Genomic DNA, 23,721 nt, shown 5'->3' on the forward strand with positions numbered 1-23,721 from the left:
AAAACTCCCGCCCAGAAATACCAGAGCGAGAGTTACCTAAAAGGATGTTATAATTACTTAGTTTCTGACAAGGAAAAAATAAAATCTTTTAGTCCGTCCCGCCATGGGCGGAGATCCGTCAAGCCATTTGTCCGAATGGACATGTGGTCCATAACTGAATTGACGGGCCTAGGAGCCGGTCTGGGGAACTGTTCGGTTGTGCAAGGTTCCAATTTTGCTTGAATGGATACCCCTCCAGTGGTTTGAGCCTCCTCAAATATAGCCTGAGTAAATTCATACCATGTACAGGTACCACTATTGGAGGCATGATATATTCCATACATTTCTGTAGTCATGAGTTCCATAAGGAATCCTGCCAAATCTAAAGTATACGTAGGCGATCCTTTTTGATCATGGACAACCTGCAATTTTGGTTTTTCCTGGCCCAGCTTCAACATCGTTTTGACAAAATTATTTCCGTGAAGTCCGTACACCCAAGACGTTCGTACAACGAACCATCTGGAGGACAAAGACTGTACCAGCCACTCTCCCGCTCGCTTGGATTTGCCGTAGACGCTTTGCGGATTCGTGTCATCGTATTCCTGATAGGGGGTAGCCGACTGGCCATCGAAGACATAGTCCGTACTAATATAAATCAGTTTAGCTCCGATTCTCTCTGCCGCTACAGCAACATTGCGCGTTCCCACCGCATTCACCTTATACGCTCCATCAATATCCGTCTCCGCTGCATCTACGGCCGTATATGCTGCACAATGAATGACCACTTCAGGATGAAATGAGGAGACGACTTCATTACACTGTACCTGATTCGTAATATCCATCTGATTCCGATCACATGCTAGAACATCATGCCCCACTTTTTCCAAGAGAAGCACCACATCACGTCCGAGCTGTCCTCTTGCTCCAGTTACCAGAACCTTCATGGCTTGGCGTCTCCCAAACGAGAACCATATTGCTTGGCATAGTACTGTTGATACACTCCAGACTGAATACGGGTCCACCATTCTTTGTTATCCAGGTACCATTGAATGGTCTCCTTGATCCCGGTTTCAAACGTATGCTTCGGCTTCCAGCCCAGTTCGGACATTGTCTTCGTCGGATCAATGCCGTATCTGCGGTCATGTCCTGGACGGTCTTGCACGTATTTGATTAAGGATTCCAGTTTACCGAGTTGCTCCAGAATGGTTTTCACAATGTGCACATTAGTTCGTTCATTATTGCCACCGATGTTGTATACTTCTCCGTTACGTCCTTGATGAATCACCAAGTCAATGGCGCTGCAGTGGTCTTCAACATAAAGCCAGTCCCGGATGTTTAACCCATCTCCATATACAGGCAAGGCTTCATCAGTAAGAGCACGTGAAATCATAAGTGGAATCAGTTTCTCCGGGAATTGATAAGGACCATAATTGTTGGAGCAGCGTGTGATGTTCACAGGTAAGCCAAAGGTCTCATGATAGGCACGCACGAGCAAGTCCCCACCCGCCTTCGATGCGGAGTAAGGACTGTTTGGCTGCAAAGGTGTCTCTTCAGTGAAGAGTCCTGTCTCTCCCAGTGAGCCGTATACTTCATCGGTGGATACCTGCACAAATTTGGTTACACCATACTTCTTAGCCGCATCTAGCAGCACCTGAGTTCCCAGTACATTGGTCTTCACAAATACCTCAGGCTCCAAAATACTCCGGTCTACATGTGATTCAGCGGCAAAGTTGACAACTACATCAATCCCTTCCTGCATCAGTTGATCGATGGCATGGACATCCGTAATATCAGCCTTTACGAAAGTATGATTGGGATTTTGCTCGATGGATTTCAAATTCTCCAGATTTCCCGCGTAGGTAAGCGCATCTATATTGATAATCTTATAATCTGGATGCTGCTGGAGCATATACATAACAAAGTTACTGCCGATAAAGCCGGCGCCGCCGGTGACGAGAAGTTTCATAAAGCCCTCCTAAAATAACTCTTTGATATATACACTTATAGTATGTCTCGTATGCGAATAAGGCGCACACATAAGCGGAATATTTATCGATTTAATGCGTACAAAGCTAATCAAAATTCAGCTCAGCATCCGCCAATAATGGATGTCTTTGATCCTTATCGGAAAGGATTGGGTTTGAAGTTGGCCAATCAATTCCAAGTGACGGATCATTCCACAGAATTCCTCGATCGTTCTCTGGGGAATAGTATTCATCCACCTTATATAACACCTGTGTGTTAGGGACAAGTGTACAGAAGCCATGCGCAAATCCCTTAGGAACAAGTAGCTGCCGTTGATTATGCTCACTTAAGATTACCCCTACCCATTGACCGAACGTTGGAGAGCTTTTGCGCACATCTACAATGACATCGTAGATTGCACCTGATAGTACACGAATAAGCTTGGTTTGAGCTTTGGGATTGAGTTGGTAATGCAAGCCTCTAATTACACCAGTCTCCACAGATAAAGATTGATTGTCTTGTATAAATGAATAATTTACGCCGTTATCCTTCATAATCTGATCATTGTAGCTCTCCATGAAAAAACCACGATGATCTCCATGAACCTTTGGCTCAAGAATTTTTGCACCTTCAAGTTTCAGAGCGGTAACCTTCACTTGAATTCCTCCTTAGTCTATATCCCTACACAAATGATTAAACCCTGCACAGATTAACTACAATTATTCCAATTTAATTTTAATGTCTGTTTTGATTAAAGTATCTGAAATCTCAAACAGTTTACTGATTTCGTCGAGATAAGGTGCACATACATTCGAGTCCGTAGCTTGCCCAGCCGCTAGGTTAGCACACACATTCGTACTATATACTACACCATCCGTTACAAAGCTTCCATCTCTCGCAGGAACAACACGATCTTCAAGCTCTTCTCCGAAAAGATTGGAACCCATAAGCAGATACTCCTTTGGATCAACACCCAGTAAATGCAGAAGAGTCGGTGTAATATCCAAATGACCTGAATTCAATTCACTTTTTCCAATCACATCACTATTAGGTACATGTAGAATAAGTGGTATCTTATCAGCAAGTTTATTAATCTGTACCGGGGACTCCACCAAATCCAGAATTTCTTCCCCTGGAATTCCTGCGTCATGATCACCATATATAGCAATCATCGTATTGTCATAAAGCTGTGCGTCCTTTAGTTCTTCAATCAGTATACCAATTGCGCTGTCAGCATAGTGAACAGAGTGTAAATAATTCCCCATCAGGGTCCCTTCCAATTCTCCTAGCTCCAGTACTTTCTCGCTTTCTGGAACCACATCATACGGATGATGATTGCTTAGCGATATCAGAAATGCGAAGAATGGCGATTGGATCTCCGTTATTTTATGGACTGACTGTCTGAAGAACTCTTTATCTGAAAGTCCCCAGCCCACATAGTCATTCAATTCAAAATTATCCTCGAAATTGGTTACTTCAAAGCCGTAATTCTCATGGACTGCTTTTCTGTTCCAGAATGAGCCTTTATAAGCATGAGCTGAAAATGTGCTGTACCCGTTCTCCAACATGATTTTCGGTAAAGTGTCGACTTGAGTATGCGGATATCTGAAATTTATAGTTCCTTCTCTAAGCGGATAAAGTGATGTTAAGGCCGTTAATTCACCGTCTGAAGTTCGGCCTCCATATGTCTGATCATAAAACTCATCAAAATAATAACCTTCTTGCAGTAGCTTATTCAGGTTCGGAGTGATCTCTTGGCCATTAACTTTTAGTCCAACTACAAAAGCTTGTAAAGATTCCTCCTGCAACAGGATTACATTTTCCCCTTTGGCTGTCCCAAAATAAGTTTGCTCTGGATAGTACGTTTTGTGTTCTTTAAACCAATCCTTTATCTCTGATTTCTGAGAGGTAGATAATGATGGTTTATTCCAAAGAAGGTTAGCATACTGATATAGATCATAAAGGTGATAATTAAAAATTCCAAGCCGACTAGCGACCTCTTGATTGGAGAAGGTTTGTTTGTAAATATTTGTATCATCATGTATAATTTTAGTCAAATGAGTGGTAAGGATTAGGATAGCAAGAATACCACATACCCATTTGAAAAGTTTTGTATTTATTGTAATTGCCTTTGTAGGTCGGTGACTTATGAAGAACAACACACCTATTACAAGTAGAGGATCCATAAAAAACAAAATGTCTTCAAGCTTGAGCAATTCTCTTATGCTATCGCCCAAACTGGTCGTTTGTTGAACATAATCTAACATAACAATAGATGTTACATCATTGAAATAGCGCAAGTATACAATATCTGTGAAAATAACAAAAGACATCAAAACATTTATAAATATAATGATTGAGAAACGAAGGTACCGATTCTTTATCCAGGAAGCAATTAAAACAATCAACCCTAACACAGCTGCCGTACTCAATATATTTATTATATAAGTTTGGTGACCAATAGCTTGTGAAAACATCAAGGATTTCATAACTACACTAGCAACAAACCAAATATTTAAGCTAAGAACAATCCCTAACTGAACTTTAACATTATCCTTAATTCTTTGTCTGAATTTAATGAATATAACTATCCAAGCTATCAGAAATAGCCCTAAAATAGATCCTATATAATATTTTAAAAAACTAGCCTTTTGCTCAAAATTATGTTCATAGAATAAGAGTTCTTCTCCTCGATCCGTTACAAACATGAATTTTAGAGTATGATAGCCAGTCTCCAAATTTTCTATGTTTAGCGTGTAATCAAACCCACTATATTCAGCATAGCTTTGATCAGGGAAAACCTGTTGAACATCTCGACGTTGAATTCCCGATTTTGCACTCCCCATCAAGCTATCATCAAGAAATACTTTAACTTCATGGATATCCCTGCTTGTGAACACCCAGCCAGAGAGATTAAGATTCTTTTCCCCGTTTTTATTCACAATAGTCGGCAATACTCCACTTTGAAAGTTCAACTGGTTAGAGAACTGTACTTGAGTAACTGAAGTCTCTTCTCCAAGAGAATTCAATACTCTTACTTCTAATGTATGCTCACCCATAGTTAAGTCGCTTACGGAATAGCTTCCCGAGAAGCCACTGGTACCAGCATACTTATGATCAGGGAAAGCAACTAAAAGATCTGGCCGACTCAAGCCATATTGAACGTCAGGCTGCTTTTGTCCATCTATGTAGATATTCACTTGTGAAATTTCTGCACCGGTTGTATCAAGAGCCCAGCCAGAAACGGACATTTCATCCGTAAACACACCTGATTCCGCATTTGGGCTGTCCAGTGCACCTATATAATTCGCTGAGGAGTCAACTGGTGAAGCCAGTATGACCCCCGTTAAGCATACAATTGTAGTAAGGTATATCCTAAGAAGTTTGATGTAATTCATTATTTAATAATATCCTTTCAGATTCCTCTTCTCTCCAACCCTTCCTAGATCGCTTTATTCCTCTATAGCTCGGTTTACAATATCCAATAGATATTGTCCGTAAGCATTCTTTTTGAGCGGTTCAGCAAGCTTACGTAATTGTCCCGTTGATATGTATCCATTTCTGAATGCAATCTCTTCAAGACAAGCTACTTTTTGATTCTGCCGTCTCTCAATGGTCTCAATAAACTGTGAGGCCTCAAGCAAAGATTCATGTGTTCCCGTATCCAACCAGGCAAACCCCCTACCCAATAAGGTCACATTAAGTTCATTGGCCTGTAAATAGGCATTATTGATATCAGTAATTTCCAGCTCGCCGCGTGGAGAAGGTTCGATCTTTTTAGCAAATTCAACAACTCTATTGTCGTAGAAATATAGACCAGTTACTGCATATGATGACTTGGGTTTTTCCGGCTTTTCCTCAATGGATATTGCTTTTCCTTCCTTGTTGAATTCTACAACTCCGAATCGTTCTGGATCTTTAACATTATAGCCAAATACAGTTGCTCCATGAGAACGCTCCGAGGCTTCCTTCACCAATTTCGTTAAACCATGTCCGTAGAAGATGTTATCCCCTAGTATGAGAGCAACACTGTCATCGCCAATAAACGACTCTCCTATAATGAATGCTTCAGCAATTCCATTAGGTGAGCTTTGGATTTCATAGGTTAATTGAATCCCTAGCTCTGATCCATCTCCCAATAATTGTTGGAATCGTGGTGTGTCCTCTGGTGTAGATATAATAAGTATTTCCCGAATACCAGCCAGCATCAATATAGATAAAGGATAGTATATCATTGGCTTGTCATAGATCGGAATCAATTGCTTAGAAATTGATCTAGTTAAAGGATATAGACGCGTTCCACTTCCACCAGCTAAAATTATTCCTTTCAAATAATCCACTTCACCCTTCTCTTGTCGTTTTCTTCTTATAATCCAGCAAACGTTGCCCTAAACGAATACCAGGCTGTTCAATGAGGTAGTACGCCAGAACAGAACCAACCACAATGACTAGAAATGAAATCACACTGCTTACCAGGAACCAAATGGCTGAATTAGGCATTAATGAGCCTATGAATTCATACAAGCCCATACGCTGAAGCAGCACAATGGCAATAGGGTTTAATAAATATAATCCGTAGCTTGTACGTCCTAATAGTCTTGTAAAAGGGTTATTTAATAGTTTAGAAAACCCGATGTAGGCAGAGCTCATAAGAGTGAAAAATAGCAAGCAGCTCACAATGTCTTTAGGTATATGTCTTTCCAAGATAACAAACAGTGTAACAGAAGCAACAAGAATAATAATGTCGAGGTGCTTCAGCCAAGCGTATTTAGCTTTAATGTTTTCTAGATAAGGTCGGCATATAAAAACCAAAGCACCCAAAAGAAAATAAACAAAGTGCTTCATTATACTCATATAGTCCAGACTTGAATCTGCCTGAACAACCGCTGCAGTTAAAGAGGAATAACCTACAGAAATCATCAAAAAAGCAACAAACACTGTAATGAGTAACTTTTTTGACCTTGTAGTTAATACTACCAAAGGAAAGCATAGATAGAAGACCCACTCAATTCCTAAAGACCATCCTGCCCAGACAATACTCTGATGCTGTGAAGGTACCAGTTGGAACATAAAAGTCATATTTAAGATAATATTAGATAAGCTATATTTTGCTCCCCATACATAAAATGCCTCTATCAGATAAACCACTAACATGACATAGAATAGCGGCGCAAGGCGGAAATATCGCCTAACATAGAATTTTTTTAAACTTTGTTCATCGAAAATCTTGGTAGAGTACCCATATAATAACGAAAAAGCAGAAATTGCAAAAAAAAGTGGTACTCCTATCCCAAGATAATTAGATATTTGGTCGACCAGAGGTATTACACCTTGGAAGCCACCTAAGGCCCACATGTGGTAAAGGACGATTGCAGAAGCTGCAATCCCCCGCAATACTTCAATTTCATCTAGTCTATTGAGCCTCTTGTTGTCAATGTTAGCTAAACCCAAGTATAACACCTCTTTGCATCCCACGAGCAACTCAATCCAATATAGAGAGCTTCACTCTACAGGTAATTAATTAAGCTTTAAATATTCTTGAAGAAACACTCGATATTCATTCACCTTGTTCTGGATTGTCGGTGCAACCTCATAACGAGCCATGATGTAGTCCTGCATCTTCACAACCTCATTGTAATGCAATCGGTTATTCTCACTAGTAGTGACACTATTTACATGTCTTCTGTGATAGTTAAGTGATTGTTCATTAAAGTAGATATTCCCCTTCTCCAACAACCAGGTATAGAAGAGCCAGTCACCCGCAATCTTATATTCCAGCAGTTCTTCCAGTATCTCTTGCATATCAAACTTCTTAAACACAGTTCCCGAGACATTTGGAATAGCATTTTTAATGACCAGACTTTCACTGATTTCTTTCTTCCCATCATTCAAGTAACTACTTTTCCACTTCAACGGATCCAAATCATGAGTATAATCCAGATAATGATCGACCAGTATATGGCCATAACTATCCATTTGTTTGGATTGAGTGTATCCCATGACTACAGATGAATCTTTATGAAAGCCTACTGTAACTTTTTCAAGAAACTCAGGTGATGCCAGGTCATCCGCTTCAGCCATCCATATATAGTCTCCAGATGCCTCGCCTATCCCTTTAGACCATTGCTTGAATACAGATCCAGAATTCTGTGAGTTTAGTAGTTTGACTACTCTGATTTCTCTGTTTGAAGAGAATTCTTCTATCAGTTGAGCACTTTTGTCCTTAGAGCAGTCATCCAGTATTAACAGCTCATACAGAGGATAGGTCTGCTTCTCAATTGTATCCAGTCGTTCCGGCAGATAGCGCTCATAGTTGTAGTTAGGTACTACTACACTGACCTTCTTAAACTCATGCCCTAGCAAATGAAGAAGCTCATAGACATAATCCATGAAATAGTACTGTTTCTCAACTAACTCACGGCCGGATTGTCCCTTCTTAGCTAGCTGTTCACGATTGTTAATCAGGTTAATAACCTCAGATGACATGGCAGCCGTGTCGAGAAAATCAACCAATTTCCCCGTGTTCTCATTAACAATATCGGCAAACCCTCCCGCATCCTTGAATCCGATCACCGGTACACCCACATTCATGGCTTCCATGACTACAGAAGGGAATGGATCCTCTCTAGAAGTCAGTAAATACAGATCGGCTCCGGCATAATATTGGTCCACCTCAAGTGTAGCGGGGACGAAAACCACATTTTCCTTAAGTCTGTCAGGGATTGAGCTCATTACATCAGGATCACAATTTCCTACCCATACGAATATGATATCAGAGTTGCTATCCTTAACCGATGTAGCAACTTCGCAGAACAGATCAATCCCTTTTCTTAAGTCAGCATAGCCTACTCCAAGTACTACACTAGCCTGATCTGGGAGATTCAGAGTCCTTCTTAGCATCTCACGAGCAGTCAGATTGTCGTTCTTGTACTTGTTGTTCTTATAAAGTCCCTGCGGCAAAATAATCGTTTTTTCTTGGTCTAGCCGATAGACTTCCTCGCTAAATTTGCGACTGACATAGTCGGAAGGAAAGATTACCTTCTCTGAGAAAGTCGCAATTTGTTCTGCTCTTTTCTCTGCCTCATACCGCTTTATAACACCTGGAAGTTCATGAATCAGCGATATTGTCTTTATCCCATTATAGTGGAATACTTCCACAAAACCGCCAGATATCACAGTGTTAGAAATAGCAACTTTATAATTTTTCAGAGACAAGCGTTTGATTAGCTTTTCCGTTTCTTGTTTATTATCTATTGGATGCAGTACATGAACGTTAGCATACTTTTTGAACTCAGTAAGTAGAATTCCACCTTCTTGACAGATCATTTCGATATTGTAGTTGAAATTTTGCTTTAAAGCTTTAATAATATGCAACGATAGGAGTTGCGCTCCATTAAAGTGTGCATCATGGGATACAAAAACGATATTTCTCTCAAAATCTTGATTCGTTTCCACTAGCGCTTCTCTTGTAGCTTCCAAAAAGGCATAACCATATTTCCGGTCAGGCTCCAAGTGCGCTCCCTCTGCCCATTCATTCCATGCATTTATAAAAACCACTTTATCATCATCAAAAGTTGATTTTGTATGATTTATAGCATTTTTAAGCCACTTCTTATACAACTCAGGTGAGGATTTGTGATAAATAGTCCCATTATTAGGTTTCCTAGCTGTGTTATCCCAGCTTGGAGACACACCTTTGTACATTCTGTAGTCTGTCTCGAATATATACTTTTCTTCATTTACATACTTCTCGTAATCAAAAATCAAACCATTAAAATTAGGATTTACGATATTATATTCATGATTAATCAATTCGCTTCCATATTCATGGATTGAATGTGGTGGGAATTCAACTAATCCGTCCAATCCAAATTCATCCGGATGCTTGATTCCCCAAGATACACCTAAAAGATGAATTTCACCAATACCTGCTTCACGGCAATACTCTCTCCAGATCTGGGCAGTTTCTTTGAAGTTAGGAAATAATGCAGGTCTGTAGACTAGGACTACTGCTTTATCATTAACCTTAATATATCTGGAATCTTTAATATATCTGGATAAGTCCTTAATAAATGCAAGGTCATCCTCAGAAGAGTATTTCTGCTCTATTAAGATATCATTTTCCTGCCCGTCCCATCTTCTGGACCAATTTTCATTCGCCCAGCATAAACAAAACGGAAGATCAATCTCTGGATGCTCTAGAAGTTGATCAACGGGCCGTTCCATCAGTCTATGGCCTGTAAACCAATAATGATAAAAGCAAAACCCATGTACTCCATACTGTTTGGCCAATTCTGCCTGACGCTTCATAATATCAACTAATCTCAAATCGTAGAAGCCTAACTCATCAGGTAGATGCGGTTGATAATGACCAACAAATTGCGGAACAGCCTTGGTTACATTGGTCCATTCTGTAAACCCTTTTCCCCACCACTCATCATTCTCAGAAAAAGGGTGAAACTGTGGTAAATAGAAGGCAATCAGTCTCACGTCAAAGTCCTGTGAAGGTAAGGATGCTTCTTTATACTTGACATAATGGGGAGATTTGCTGTCAGCTGCTCTAAACAGTCCCTGAATATATTGAATTTCAATCGGATCATTTGTCTGAGCTTGGCTGTGTACTGCAGCTACCTCCGTTTGAGGTACTTGAGCTACGCTTTGCTCCCAAATTTTATAGGTTCCAGTATCCTTCAATACACCCTTAAAGGTTCGAAAGAATAGATTTTTAGCCTTTTTTTTGGTCTGCTCTGATACAGGCATTTTATGATAGGAATTCCTTAGTAACACCTTAAGATTGCTTCTTAGCTTTCTCATATCCGACTCCTACGATTTATTTTTGGGACTAATTTTATTTTTGACAAACCTAAGTGGTTTTGTTATTTTCCAAGAATAGGAGTTAAATAACTCTTCAAGTCGAGAAGTAGTTACACGCAATTCGTTTTTAAGTGCTTGAATTTCTGAATCCTTTCGTTGCCCTTCCAATTCTGTATCCTCACGCAATTTTCTATAGGCCTCATTTGAAGAGTTCAATTGAATTTCATATTCGGAAATCTGGTTACTTAATCGGGAATTATCTTCTGACAACTCATTTATCTTTTGAACTTGCAATTCACCCTTTTCATGCAAATACTTATTACGCTCAACCTGCACTGCTAATTGATGATTTAATGTGCCTATTTCCTGTTGCGCAAACCCTCTAATAAATTCTAAAAATACTGCAGGATCTATAGAGCCAATAGCTTGGTATTCAATTTCCAGTAATAATTTTTCGACATACCGTTCTTCATAATTCCATTCCAGTAATAACTGAGGATCATTATTTAAAAAGTAAAATGTCTGATCCTGAATGTACTCAGCATTTGCTTCCAATATACCCAAATCATCCACTCCATCTGCAGTTACAACACTGACCCTGGATATTGTAGCAATCCCTTTACTGTTTATTGGATCAAGCCTGATAGCGGAAACCCCTTTACTATAAATCGGAATTTCAAAATGCATTTCATTTTCAAGAATTTTAATACGAATACATTCTTCCTCAGTGAACCCCAATCCTTTATCAAAGTAACACTCCAAAAAAGGCATAGTATTCGTATTATTTCTTGAAATCTCCAAAAGGGTATCGTAAGAAAGAGCAGTCGTTTTTTCTGGAATGGATTGATCCAACGTATCTATATATTCTTGTACTATACCCGCTTTGTCATCATGCATCGGATAATAGAATGTTTCAAGCGGATCGCTCTGCCTATGCATATTGATAGACCGGGACAAAAATCTCTCAAACCATTCAGAGTCCTGTATTCTGGACTTTGGAACTGCATAATGTGTCATAATCCAATATAGAAGCTTATCCGTATCTGTCCGCTCAGATACCTCGTCTAATTGTTCCACGTTCTTTCCCTGTGCGATAAAATCCAGGAAATCCTTGCCCAACGAGATCAATTTTTTGTCCCAGAGAATCGTCTGAAGTCCTACACTCGAAGACACCGTAACCACAGCGTCCACCTCGGCAAGTAAATACTGTGAGGAGGCATAATACTCTTCGAAGCTGTGATCATATATAAAATTTGGGTAATTAATTCGCAAAAATTCAATCATTTCTTTGGATAAAATGCTAAACTCAGGATGTGTCGTCACAATAACCCCTGTATGCACAGGCACTTTCTCTAGTACATCAAGCAGATAATCAAACTGACTTTTATAATGAGTTAATCCGTCAAACAGATAATATCTGCTGAACTGTAATGGTAGTAGTATGAGTTTATCGAACTCTTCCTTATATGGAGCTAGCCGTTCCTTGAACGGGCTTTTGCTAATAAGTAAATTCTGAACTTTAGCTTTGAATTCTTTAACTTTAGCATATTCAGAATCCTCAACCTCAAACTGCGGCTGTAAGCTATTCCAGTACTTATTAAGGTAAGCTCCTCCATTCATCCCAATGGGATCAAAATACCAAGTCTCAATGAAAGGTTTTCTAGAGAACAAGCTATATTCAATATGCAGGATAAGAGTCTCTGGAAACAACGCCTTTAAAAATGGGATAGGGCTGAAAGTCAGAATCACATCAGGAGCACTAGACAGCTTAGAAAGCTTCACGGAGAACAGACTCTTATAATATTCCAGTTGCTCTTCATCATAACTATCCCAATACCACGAGATTAATAGGTCTAATTGGTTATAAGCACCCTGATTCAGTAATTCTCTTTGGAATACGGTTATAGCCTCTACATTAGCGCGATTCTCTAAACCAAACGACAAAGCCTCATTTAACACAAGAGTAATGTTATGAGCAGGGTTGGATAATGATGTTAGGATTGTATCACAGACCCCCGTTAACCACCCTTTTTTAAAATATGGCTTCTCCAACTCAATTAGTGGCTCCACATAAAATAGTACATTCACTTCTAGCTCCTCCTCCCTGGCGTTCTATATCAGATATCAGAAGTATAAATAATCTGCAATTTCACGTAGACACCCATTCCCACCTTTAGTCTTCAATCTCCAATCACAATAATCGAATACCGAGAAATGAGCATCGTTAGGGCAAATAGCTACACCACAGTGCTTCATGACCTCAACATCATTGATGTCATCCCCGATATAAATGACCTCATAAGGTGAAGTGTGATTATCTAGCAAGAATTGCTGAAACCTATCGAGTTTGGATGTTCCATCCACACTAATATAATCGAATCCTTGAGCGCTGAACCTCTTGTTTATAGCATTCTTAGCAAGTCCTGCGCTCAGTACTCCTAATTTGAAGCCTTTTTCTTTCAATAGAGCAGCTGCAATACCATCTCGCACATGGAACTGCTTGAACTCGTCGCCATTCTCAGTCAAGTTCATCTTTCCGTCCGTCAAAACACCATCTATGTCCGTAATCAACCATTTGCATTGCATTAGTTTGTCCCTCAGTGTATCTTTTGAGGCATTTAATGAAGGATTACACACTCTGCTCAAGCTTTTTTTTTTGCTACTTCATGAATGCGTAGTGCCTGCTCCAGTACACCTTCAAGCTGATCTAATGGAATCATATTAGGACCATCTGAAAGAGCATTATCTGGGTCCGGATGCGTCTCCGCAAATATAGCATCAATTCCAACTGCTGCTGCAGCATTCATTAGGTATGGTACAAATTCACGGTCACCGCCAGTGGCTGTTCCCATACCACCCGGACGCTGAACAGAATGCGTAGCATCAAAAACGATCGGATAGCCCAGCTTGCGCATCTCAACCAATCCCCGCATATCTACTACTAGATTATTATACCCAAAAGTAGTTCCACGCTCGGTTAGTAGTATTCTCTCATGTCCAACTTCTTCAAGCTTCGTAATTATGTTCTTCATCTCGCCTGGTGATAGGAACTGCCCTTTTTTTACATTAACTGTTTTTCCAGTCTTGGCAGCTGCTATCAATAAATCCGTTTGTCTGCATAAGAAAGCCGGTATTTGCAAAATATCCGCAACCTCGGCAGCAATGTCACATTGCCAAGTCTCATGCACATCAGTAATAACCGGTACATCGAATGTTTTTTTTACTTTACCAAGAATCTTCATGCTCTCTTCCATTCCAAGTCCGCGAAAGGAAGCAATGGAACTACGATTAGCCTTATCAAATGAAGATTTGAAAATAAAGCTCAAGCCAAGCTTCTCAGTTATAACTTGGATTTTCTCAGCCGTCTCCATGACAAGCTGCTCGCTTTCGATGACGCACGGACCACCAATAAAGGCAAGAGATCTTGTACCCCCAATACTAACGTCCTCACTAATCATTACTTGTCTAACATCACTCATCTTCATATCCCCCTCAGACACTAATCCCGCTCTTGGCAATATCGATAAACGTAACTACGCCTTTTAAATAAGCATGCTCATCAATAACTGGTAAGAACGAGTAAGTAAATTCCTCTTTGATCATGGCCCTCATCGCATCTATGGCAAGAGTATCTTCCAAAATGGTAACTGGGTTCGGTTGATAAATATCTTTCACCTTGATCTGCGAGATAAGCTCATGCTCATACAGACTACGACGAACGTCCCCATCTGTAATAATGCCCAGCAGCTTCCCAGAGGGGTTGACTACGTTGACCATTTTCAGACTTTTAGAGTTCATTTCAAAAACAACCTCCCTAAAGTCTGTATTAAGCAGAACCTTGGGAAGTTTTTCATCCTTATACATCAGATCACTTGTCTTAAGCAATAACTTCTTACCCAAATTCCCTTTAGGGTGATAGAGAGCAAAGTCCTCTTTATCAAAACCATTAGCTTTAGATACCACAAGGGCCAGTGCATCACCAAAAACTAAAGTGCCTGTAGTACTCGTTGTTGGAGCGAGATTGTGATAGCAAGCTTCCTCCGTAAAAGCAAGTACGATATTCAGACTCGCGAATTTAGCAAGTGTTGTGTTAGCCTTACCCGTAACTGCCACAATGGTTGCTCCAATCATCTGAACAGATGGGATAATTAGCAGCAACTCATCGGTTTCACCACTATTGCTAACAGCAATAACCAAATCATTGGATTGCACGAAGCCCAAATCCCCATGTACAGCTTCTGTGGGATGCAGATAGTAAGCAGAAGTGCCGAGACTTGACATTGTAGCCGAGATTTTCCTGCAGATTAATCCTGACTTTCCGACGCCGGTTAGAATCACTCTGCCATCACAGTTTAATACCAGCTCCACAAGTTCTGAGAACTCCTGCCCCAGATGTTCTTGCATATGCGTTAACCCATCAATTTCTTTCTGGAAAATGCGCTTTGCTTCTACAATGTAGTCCATTTTCATCTCTCAGTTCCTCACTAAAATTCCCCTACTTTTGTATATATGTCCATCGCTTCTGTCTTCTCAAATATGGAAGTAAGAACATCTTTCTCCTTCTTAACAGAATCTGCGGCCCGTTTTAGAACTTCAGCTTCATGCGCTCTAGGAATAACCACAACTCCATCGCTATCGCCGAAGATCAGATCCCCAGGTCGAACTACAATGCCGCTAACTTGTATAGTCTTATTCATACTTTCAACTGTAGCTCTTTTACGAACATCCTGACAGTTATATCCCTTTGCAAAAACAGGGAAATCCAGCCCCTTAACTTCCCTGCTATCGCGAGTTACTCCACCTATAATTGCGCCAGCCGCCCCAGAGCGAATGGCAAGATTGGCGTTCAATTCACCAAAATAGGCATTCTCCGAGGACTCGTTTTCAACAACAATAATATCATTATCAACAATTGTCTTATAAGAATCCAAAGCGTCATAGATACCTCTGTAATCTTCTCCCGGCTGAAGGGTACGAAGCTTTAATGTTTTTGCTCTGCCTATGATTTTTTTCCCTTCCAGGTTAAGATTTAGATCACTGATCACACCATTCAAAGACAAATCATCCAAAATGTCAGACAGTAACGAACTGGACAAATGATTTTTGATATTACGCAAATGCTGGACTTGCTTTTGATGAATGCCCGCAGTTATGATATTTGCAAACTCAAACTCATCTGGATAATTCACGTCCACAGCCTCAAGAGGTGAAGCTTCAATTAAAAATGCTCTTTCTCCATATCTTTTTTGATAACGTTTAGCAGCTTCTCTTCTAACAATGTATAGCCCCATGGTCTCAATAATGGTATCAGGCAGATCCTTGCTATTAGGAATATGATCTTTATTATATAAAGGGCCGTTCTGATCCCAAGTGTATTGCTTATCTTTCTTGATCATCACTACCGAATCATAGTTGCTATCATTCTTCAAAGCATCGATACCACGCTTAATAGTCTCTTTCTCAATAAATGGACTTGTGCATAGTATTTGCACGTAGATGTCCGCTTCAGTATGATTAACCTCATTCATGAACAACTGATGTCCATCCGTTTTGTTCGTGGCCAATCGAGAATCTCTACGCATGATTTTACAGCCTGTCTCGCTGGCAAGCTGAATAATTTCTTCACTGTCCGTATCCAAATAAACTTCATCCAAGAAATCACAATCCATTAGTTTCTCAAGCGTATATAAAAAAAGAGGTTTTCCGTTTAGCAACTTCAAGTTCTTAGACTCGATCCGCTCACTTTCCCCTTTTGCAGGTAAAAAAGCTACGATTTTCAAATAAATCCCTCCGAAACTGTTATGATATATTAGATAGTATAGAACAATTAATCAATGAACAATTTGGCAGGAGCATATATGTAGCCCTCAGCCATATTTCGAGTACTAATCACATTGATTTTTTTGACGGGCCACCTTTGATCAAGCTCCACTCTAGGCTCCGTACTGATATCAGCCAACCCCAAATACAATAGATACTCCCCAGGGGAAAAATTCATGTTGAACTCAAAAGTGAAGTAATTCCAGCCTTTTTTCAAAGAGATAGCTTGACCAGCCTCTAATGAGTTATCGCCCCACAACACAACACCATTAACATCTTTGAATGATGCTCCGATGACAACAGATTCAAAGGTGCGTTCGGCGACAATTGCTATTTTCAAACGTACAAGAGAGCCTGATTTCAGGATCTGATCGTCCTCCCATACTCCTTCTTTGCTGGTAATAAACACATCATTAATAAATGCTGTATGTGTTCCGAACCGGTGCTCATTCACTTCTTCATTAGCTTGAACAGGATTCACTTCGGCATGATACGGTTGCTCTGGATCCTCATTACTACTGTGAGTTACATTTCTCATCAACTCTTCGTAGTGGAATACAACACGCTCAACATCATAAGAATCTTCTAATAAATTTCCTTCATTTAAAAGGATGGCTCGGTCACAATACTTGATAATTTGCTGATTGCTGTGTGTGACTAACAAAATAGTAATACCCTTTTTCTGAAGCTCCTGTATTTTCAAATAACATTTATTCTGAAATACAAAATCCCCTACACTTAGTGCTTCATCTATAATGAGTATTTCCGGCTCTACATTAATTGCAACTGCAAAGGCCAATCTGGCAAACATACCGCTAGAATAGGATTTTACTGGCTGATGAATAAAGTCGCCAATGCCAGCAAACTCCATGATATTCGGAACCCTCAGTTCCATTTCCTCTTTAGTGTACCCCATAATGCTGCCGTTAAGGTAAATGTTCTGCATCCCGGTAAACTCTGGATTGAAGCCCGTCCCTAATTCCAGTAGAGCAGAGACTTTACCATGTGCAATCACTTCTCCAGAGGTTGGTGACAGCACACCTGTTATGATCTTGAGCAAGGTTGACTTCCCGGAACCATTTTTACCGATAATACCGATCGTCTCACCCTTGTTCAGCTCTATGTTTACATTTCTCAATGCGTCAAAACTTCTATGATATTTCTTTTTAAGAGGATGCAGTGATTCCTTGAGCCGATCTATAGGCTTCTCATAAAGCTTATACTGCTTGCTTACATTCTTCACCTTTATTGATACATTATCCATAACCGACCTCTTTCCCTTATAGTACATCAGCAAAGTGGGGCTTCAATTTCTTAAAGCACAGTAACCCTATGATAAAGGTAGCTACCACCCCGACCCAAAACCATGGAGTCATTGCTAGAACCTCTGCACTCCATTTATTGTATAAGAGGGAGCTTCTATAGCCTTGGACAATGTAATACAACGGATTAATCTTAAAAATCCACTGCAGGTGCTCTGGAATCAGCTCAGTGGACCACATAATTGGTGTCAGCCACATTCCAAATTGAAGAACAATACTAATAATTTGCCCAAGATCCTTAAAAAAAAGCACTACCGACGAGGTAATCAGGCTGATACTGGTCACAAGTATAAACGTGCTTAACGAAAAATAGAGTATCGAAAAAATTGAAATCAAACTGATAGAATAGCCATAAGCCAAATACACTACCAAGAGAAATACGAGAAATACCATATGAATAAACAAGGAAGAAATAACCTTAATCAAAGGTAACATACTCACTTTAAACACGATCTTTTTCACTAGAAAGTTATAATCATAAAAACTGTTGGTTGCATTGGATAGGGCATCAGAAAAAAAGAACCACGGCACAAGACCGCAAATTAGCCATAAACTAAACGGCACATTGTTATCTGTAGGTGTTGTTCTCAATCCGACTTGAAAAACAAACCAAAAAACAAAAATCGTTGCTAGCGGTTGAACAATAGCCCAAAATACACCAAAAAATGACCCTGTATACTTTGTCTTAAAATCATTTAAGGAAAGGGAAAAAAGCATTCTCCTATTTCTGAATAAATCCATTAATAAATCCAACTTATTCACTCCATTACCATTTAGATAAAACCGATATAATAGCCATATGAATTACGATTGTGATAAACTATTGACGTACTTTCAAGAAAAGGAGACTCGTACCTTGTCGAATCCAGTATACGGGAAACAAAAGAAGACGTCGAGTAATGTGTCAATTGACTCGACTTCACCACTACTATGGACACTGACCATTGGACTCAGCTTATTTTTACTCTGGTCCGCTTTCCAAGTTGCGTTATTTAACGGACAATTGCTTCAATTTGAAGGACCCATTTATTGGGCAGTTACCATTACAACCCTTCTATTCATTATTTGGGCTGCTGTCTACTTCAAACAGATTAAGTTAGAGACTCAGCAAGACTGGCTAAAGATCGCAGTAATATTACTGCCACTTACCTACGTTCTATCACTTTTAAGTACAGTTTCTGATTATTTGTCAGTCAATATGATCCTCATCCAATGTATTTATGCCATGATCTTTGTGATGACAATGTACCTGCTCAAAAACAACAAAATCAATCATATCATACAATCTTCCTTAATAGGAATTGCATATGTAATTGTCGGATTTGGTTTGTTAAGTTGGCTTGGGGCCTCCCATTTGGCAGGTAGGCTAGTTGGATGGTTCTCTTCAGGTGTTGTTAACGGGATATACAATCAAACGATTTGGAACGATGCCAATGGTCCACGGCTTGCATCTGTATTCCAGTACCCGAATACATACGCAGCATTCCTGATGGCATTTTTATTTATTGCTATTTTCAGCATGATCCGCTCCCAAAAAGTGTACACACAGCTATTGCATGGATTCATGCTTGTTCCCATCTTACTCTCCCTGTTGCTTACACTTTCGCGGACAGGTCTTGTGATGATGCCAATTGTGTTCGTGATTATCCTGTTGTTGCTCAAACCAGCAAAACAGATTTTATGGTTCATTTATCTTGTCATTTCAGGAATAGGAACAATTGCGATCTTAAATCCAGTCAATACTGCTGGACTAGAACTGCAGCAACAGTTCACTGCTGGAGTTGCAGCCAAAGGTTGGATCTATCTGGTTGCAGCATCCATCGTTGTCGCAATCATCATCTGGGCTATTCAACGTTGGATCGCTCCCAAGCTGGAAACAAAGCTCCATACCTGGGGTAAACGTAAAGGTTCAAGCCTGTGGATCCCGCTCGGCTCAGCGCTGCTCGCCATTATCGCAGCAGTGTTGCTGTTGGGTACCAGCGTTCGCAACATTTTGCCTGATAGTATCAGTACGCGTCTGGAAAACATCAACTTCCAGCAGCACAGTGTTCTTGAACGAATCACCTTCTATAAAGATGCCGCAAAGGTCATTGCAGATTACCCATTGATTGGTGCAGGTGGTGGGGCTTGGACTGCGCTGTACGAGAAGTATCAGAACAATCCATATGTTAGTGCGCAGGCGCATAACTTCTTCATGCAATACTTGGTGGAAGTCGGAATTATTGGATTTATCATTTTCATGTCATTTATTCTGTATATCTTCTATCAATACGTTCGCAGCTACTTGCGAAGAGACGAAAGCGAAAGAGAGTCACATTTTGTATTTTTCATTTTGTCCATGACTATTCTGGTATTGAGTCTTCTCGATTTCAATATGAGTTATGTCTTCATCGGCATGCTGGTGTTTATCGGGTTTGGCGGTATGGCAGCAGCGATCGAACCACGACCGGTTCAGCGCTTCAAAGTAAGCCCTTCTACATCACGAGGAATCTATATTACGATTGCAGGACTCTCTATAATACTACTCTTGATTGTATCAGTACGCTTTTTGCAAGCAAATCAATATGCTGAACTAGCCAAAGAGGTCGCTCAAAGTAGCCAGGATTTCCAAGAGATAAAAGCTCCATTAGAAAAAGATCTATCGATTCGTACAACACATATTGATTCATTGCTGACACTCTCTTCCTTGTATCAACAAGGATATGAGCAAACTAAGGACGATCAGTTTTATAACACTTCTCTTGAATTACTTCAAAGAGGTAATGCAGCCGAACCTTATAATAAGAGCATAGTAACGCAAATGATACATCTCTATGATCTAAGAGCAGATTATGATGCAGCCTATGCTCTCCAAAAAGAGTACGCCGCTAACTACATCTGGAATATGGAATGGTATGAGCAGTTAATCACCCGTTCGTTCGATCTTGGATATCAAGCGCTCGGACAAGGCGATACAGCTAAGAAGGAATCTTATTTCACTTCAGGTCTGGAAGCCTATCAGCATGTTGTTGATGGAGTAGAGCATCTAAAGACCCTCCCTGAAGGACAACTTCAAGGACAGCCGTTCGAGCTGACTCCAACAATGATTCTGAACGCGGGGAAAATAAAATATATGTTAAATGATTCAGCTGGATCTGCTGCTATCCTTAAGGGTGGAATCGCAGAGGATCTGACCGATGCTACCAACCGTGAAATTGCTCGTTGGTACCTTGCCGCTCTAACTAAGGATGGGCAACAGGATCAAGCTATATATGATAACCTTATCGCTGTCGCACCTAATGAAGCAGACGAGATTAAACAGATAGCAGAACTGAATTTCTAATAAAATGCACTACTAGTCCTCTATAACTCCATACAAAAAAGGTTTGCCCTCTTCAATAAACTGTACCCTATGTAAAGGACATTTCTAAAAAAAACTATATGGCTTCAAGAAGATGATCTCTGTATTGTACAGGGGTCATCCTTTTTAGGTTCCACTGGTATCTATAGTGATTATAGTAGGTCATATAGGCTTTAACTTCACGTTTGACTTCGTCTAACGTGGCATAGCTCTTTAAGGAAGTTTCATCCTTAAAATGACCAAAAAACGACTCCTGCGGTGCGTTATCCCAACAATTTCCTCGTCTTGACATGGATTGTCCAAGCCCCATCCGTTTCACTTTCTTCTGAAAATCCGGATGAGTGTAATGCGTACCTTGATCGGAATGAATGAAGGCATTACGACTCTTCTTGAATTTGCGATTTTTCTGTAAGTGAAGCAACGTGTTTGTCGCCAGATCCATCGTCATTCGCTCCGACACATGATAAGCCAAAATTTCATTGGTGGAACTATCCTTAATGGTGGACAGATAGGCGCGTTTCCCTTGGCCGTAACTTAAGTATGTAATATCTGTTAGAAGTACTTTGCCCGGGATGCCTTGTTTGAAGTTGCGTTGTAACAGGTTAGGCATGGTTCGATGTTCATGGGTTGCCTTCATCATTCGTTTGTAGGGATTAGCTCGTCGATGAGGGCATACAATATCGTATTTTTTCATGATTCTTCGGATGCGCTTGAGATTCCAAATGATCTGAAATTGTCCTTGCAGCGTCATCTTAATGGAACGAGCGCCCTTGTTACGTTTCTTAAACTGGAAGGCTTGACGAATGTACACACCTATTTCCTCATCAACCTGTTCCTTCTTCGTGCGTCTGTGAATGGCTGAAGTGCTCCAGTATCGGTAATATCCGCTTTTGGAGACCCCAGCAGTCTCACACAGAACACTTACCATTCGCTGAAGATGGTATTTCTCAATCACGGTTCGGATTAACCTGTATCGAAGGCTAGGCGTTAGTTTTACTCGTGGTTCCACCCCCGTTCGGCCAGGCGAATCTTTTTTAAGAGTTCATTCTCTGCTTGGAGCAGGTGAATCTGCGCTTCGAGTTTCGCGTTCTTTTCTGCCAAGGTTAACTCTCGTTTTAGAGACTCTCCTGAATGTTTGCCTCGTGTATCTTGTAAGCCTATAGCCCCTTGCTCGTTGTAACTGGCTCTCCATCGGTCGGCTGCGGCTTTGACCCGAGTCATTCCAATGATCTGAACGTCAAATCCACAAGTCTCAAAGATCTCTCTAGGCAGCCTTTCTTGCTGATTTAATGTAATAAAGAGTTGTTTGAACTCGTCCGTATAAGTGATTCCCTTGGTCGAAACAGACTTCACATAGGGATTTGTAGCAAGTTGCTCTAGTTCGCTTGTTGTAAATGTTTTCTTACTCATTAATCGTTCTCCGTCCTTGTCTCGTACATGGTATATAACAAAAACACCCCATAGAGAGACTTTTTTAAAGTATCTACTCTATAGGGTACAGTTTACAAAGGGCAAACCTTTTTTGTGATCTTATTCATTAGAAATATATTAGTTCGACGCCACTATCTTCTTCAGGTACGCCAACAAATCCTCCCGCAAATCCGGGTGCTGCAACGCATAATGAATCGATGTCTCAATAAAACCCAACTTCTCACCAACATCATGACGCAGTCCGTCAAAATGATATGCGATAATCTGCCGCTGTTCATTCAATCGGGACAAGGCATCCGTAAGCTGGATTTCTCCCCCGACACCAGCAGATTGTTGACCTAGGATCTCAAAAATATCCGGTGTAAGAATATAACGTCCCATAATAGCAAGATTCGAAGGGGAATCTTCGGTCTTTGGTTTCTCAATTAAGCGCCTAGCGCGAAAAACACGATCATCGGTAGGGGTAAGCAAATCTCCGTCCACAATTCCGTAGCGGGATACCTCGCTCCAATCAACAGGCTGTACACCAACAATCGGAGATTGCAGTTCATCGTAAACATCGATCATCTGCTTCAGGCAGGGATGTTCCGCTTCTACAATGTCGTCCCCTAACAGGACGGCAAAAGGCTCGTTGCCGATAAACTTGCGGGCGCACCAGATGGCGTGACCAAGTCCCTTCGGTTCCTTTTGACGGATATAATGGATATCTGCCATCTCGGAGGGTTTGCGTACTTCATTGAGCAAGTCCCACTTCTGTTTCCCTGCCAGATTTTGCTCCAACTCAAAAGAATAGTCAAAGTGATCTTCAATGGCCCGTTTCCCTTTACCTGTCACAATAATGATATCTTCAATACCCGAAGCGACAGCTTCTTCGATAATATATTGGATCGTCGGCTTGTCCACAATGGGTAACATTTCTTTCGGCATCGCCTTGGTGGCAGGCAAAAACCGGGTACCCAGCCCTGCGGCTGGAATAATTGCTTTGCGAATTTGCATACGAACCCACTCCTTTTGCTAGATACATATTTTAATATATTTAATGATTCTGAG

At 40.5% G+C, this 23,721-nt stretch carries 17 protein-coding genes and 1 pseudogene; 1 reads left to right on the top strand and 17 read right to left on the bottom strand.

Annotation, left to right across the window (positions count from 1 at the left end; all coding sequences use genetic code 11):
- Nucleotides 1-53: 53 nt before the first annotated feature.
- The 15 genes and pseudogenes from rfbD to AC4E8D_RS27945 form a co-directional block, all read right to left on the bottom strand.
- Nucleotides 54-923, bottom strand: coding sequence for a dTDP-4-dehydrorhamnose reductase (gene rfbD, locus AC4E8D_RS27875; RefSeq protein ID WP_490205422.1), 870 nt, complete (start codon nucleotides 921-923; stop codon nucleotides 54-56).
- Nucleotides 920-1,945, bottom strand: a complete 1,026-nt coding sequence (rfbB, locus tag AC4E8D_RS27880; protein WP_490205423.1) for a dTDP-glucose 4,6-dehydratase — start codon at nucleotides 1,943-1,945, stop codon at nucleotides 920-922. Before rfbB ends, rfbD begins: the two co-directional genes overlap by 4 nt.
- A 106-nt stretch (nucleotides 1,946-2,051) precedes the next feature.
- Nucleotides 2,052-2,600, bottom strand: a complete 549-nt coding sequence (rfbC, locus tag AC4E8D_RS27885) for a dTDP-4-dehydrorhamnose 3,5-epimerase (RefSeq protein ID WP_062837059.1) — start codon at nucleotides 2,598-2,600, stop codon at nucleotides 2,052-2,054.
- A 63-nt stretch (nucleotides 2,601-2,663) separates the two neighbouring features.
- Nucleotides 2,664-5,342, bottom strand: a complete 2,679-nt coding sequence (locus AC4E8D_RS27890; protein WP_490205424.1) for an LTA synthase family protein — start codon at nucleotides 5,340-5,342, stop codon at nucleotides 2,664-2,666.
- Between the two features lie 54 nt (nucleotides 5,343-5,396).
- Nucleotides 5,397-6,275: a glucose-1-phosphate thymidylyltransferase RfbA gene (gene rfbA / locus AC4E8D_RS27895; protein WP_339790460.1), complete on the bottom strand. Its 879-nt coding sequence runs from the start codon at nucleotides 6,273-6,275 to the stop codon at nucleotides 5,397-5,399.
- Between the two features lie 10 nt (nucleotides 6,276-6,285).
- The gene (locus tag AC4E8D_RS27900) at nucleotides 6,286-7,395 is read right to left on the bottom strand and encodes an acyltransferase family protein (protein ID WP_490205425.1); all 1,110 of its coding nucleotides are present in this window, start codon (nucleotides 7,393-7,395) and stop codon (nucleotides 6,286-6,288) included.
- Nucleotides 7,396-7,461: 66 nt separating this feature from the next.
- Nucleotides 7,462-9,399 (bottom strand): glycosyltransferase, encoded by a 1,938-nt coding sequence (locus tag AC4E8D_RS27905; protein ID WP_490206514.1) that lies wholly within the window; start codon nucleotides 9,397-9,399, stop codon nucleotides 7,462-7,464.
- A gap of 24 nt (nucleotides 9,400-9,423) precedes the next feature.
- Nucleotides 9,424-10,758: pseudogene (locus AC4E8D_RS27910) on the bottom strand (glycoside hydrolase family 99-like domain-containing protein); the annotation flags it as partial.
- Between the two features lie 9 nt (nucleotides 10,759-10,767).
- Nucleotides 10,768-12,846: a capsular polysaccharide export protein, LipB/KpsS family gene (locus tag AC4E8D_RS27915; RefSeq protein WP_490205426.1), complete on the bottom strand. Its 2,079-nt coding sequence runs from the start codon at nucleotides 12,844-12,846 to the stop codon at nucleotides 10,768-10,770.
- Between the two features lie 36 nt (nucleotides 12,847-12,882).
- On the bottom strand, nucleotides 12,883-13,395 hold the full coding sequence (locus tag AC4E8D_RS27920) for a KdsC family phosphatase (RefSeq protein WP_490206515.1): 513 nt from the start codon (nucleotides 13,393-13,395) through the stop codon (nucleotides 12,883-12,885).
- 5 nt (nucleotides 13,396-13,400) lie between these two features.
- Nucleotides 13,401-14,237: a 3-deoxy-8-phosphooctulonate synthase gene (kdsA, locus tag AC4E8D_RS27925; protein WP_490205427.1), complete on the bottom strand. Its 837-nt coding sequence runs from the start codon at nucleotides 14,235-14,237 to the stop codon at nucleotides 13,401-13,403.
- Between the two features lie 13 nt (nucleotides 14,238-14,250).
- On the bottom strand, nucleotides 14,251-15,228 hold the full coding sequence (locus AC4E8D_RS27930; protein WP_490205428.1) for a KpsF/GutQ family sugar-phosphate isomerase: 978 nt from the start codon (nucleotides 15,226-15,228) through the stop codon (nucleotides 14,251-14,253).
- A gap of 14 nt (nucleotides 15,229-15,242) precedes the next feature.
- Complete coding sequence (locus AC4E8D_RS27935) at nucleotides 15,243-16,538, bottom strand: RraA family protein (RefSeq protein WP_490205429.1); 1,296 nt, start codon at nucleotides 16,536-16,538, stop codon at nucleotides 15,243-15,245.
- Nucleotides 16,539-16,585: 47 nt separating this feature from the next.
- Nucleotides 16,586-17,842: an ABC transporter ATP-binding protein gene (locus AC4E8D_RS27940; RefSeq protein ID WP_490205430.1), complete on the bottom strand. Its 1,257-nt coding sequence runs from the start codon at nucleotides 17,840-17,842 to the stop codon at nucleotides 16,586-16,588.
- Nucleotides 17,843-17,858: 16 nt separating this feature from the next.
- Nucleotides 17,859-18,653 carry an ABC transporter permease gene (locus AC4E8D_RS27945; RefSeq protein WP_490205431.1) on the bottom strand — a complete coding sequence of 265 codons (795 nt, stop codon included), beginning with the start codon at nucleotides 18,651-18,653 and terminating at the stop codon, nucleotides 17,859-17,861.
- A gap of 103 nt (nucleotides 18,654-18,756) precedes the next feature.
- On the opposite strand from AC4E8D_RS27945, the gene AC4E8D_RS27950 reads away from it, so the two are divergent.
- The gene (locus AC4E8D_RS27950; RefSeq protein WP_490205432.1) at nucleotides 18,757-21,222 is read left to right on the top strand and encodes an O-antigen ligase family protein; all 2,466 of its coding nucleotides are present in this window, start codon (nucleotides 18,757-18,759) and stop codon (nucleotides 21,220-21,222) included.
- A 94-nt stretch (nucleotides 21,223-21,316) separates the two neighbouring features.
- Here the strand turns inward: AC4E8D_RS27950 and AC4E8D_RS27955 are convergent.
- Both AC4E8D_RS27955 and galU read right to left on the bottom strand, forming a co-directional pair.
- A protein-coding gene (locus AC4E8D_RS27955) for an IS3 family transposase (protein ID WP_339183318.1) occupies nucleotides 21,317-22,650 on the bottom strand; the annotation gives its coding sequence in 2 pieces (ribosomal slippage) (nucleotides 21,317-22,248 and nucleotides 22,248-22,650; 1,335 coding nt in all).
- Nucleotides 22,651-22,788: 138 nt separating this feature from the next.
- Nucleotides 22,789-23,667 carry a UTP--glucose-1-phosphate uridylyltransferase GalU gene (gene galU / locus AC4E8D_RS27960; RefSeq protein WP_490205433.1) on the bottom strand — a complete coding sequence of 293 codons (879 nt, stop codon included), beginning with the start codon at nucleotides 23,665-23,667 and terminating at the stop codon, nucleotides 22,789-22,791.
- Nucleotides 23,668-23,721: the final 54 nt, after the last annotated feature.

It is taken from the genome of Paenibacillus sp. SRL342, from assembly GCF_984798905.1.

Excerpts from the sequence above, each read along its gene's own strand:
- galU (WP_490205433.1), bottom strand. The coding sequence starts at position 23,667 with ATGCAAATTCGCAAAGCAATTATTCCAGCCGCAGGGCTGGGTACCCGG.
- AC4E8D_RS27930 (WP_490205428.1), bottom strand. The coding sequence starts at position 15,228 with ATGAAAATGGACTACATTGTAGAAGCAAAGCGCATTTTCCAGAAAGAA.
- AC4E8D_RS27890 (WP_490205424.1), bottom strand. The coding sequence starts at position 5,342 with ATGAATTACATCAAACTTCTTAGGATATACCTTACTACAATTGTATGC.
- rfbD (WP_490205422.1), bottom strand. The coding sequence starts at position 923 with ATGAAGGTTCTGGTAACTGGAGCAAGAGGACAGCTCGGACGTGATGTG.
- kdsA (WP_490205427.1), bottom strand. The coding sequence starts at position 14,237 with ATGAGTGATGTTAGACAAGTAATGATTAGTGAGGACGTTAGTATTGGG.
- rfbB (WP_490205423.1), bottom strand. The coding sequence starts at position 1,945 with ATGAAACTTCTCGTCACCGGCGGCGCCGGCTTTATCGGCAGTAACTTT.
- AC4E8D_RS27940 (WP_490205430.1), bottom strand. The coding sequence starts at position 17,842 with ATGGATAATGTATCAATAAAGGTGAAGAATGTAAGCAAGCAGTATAAG.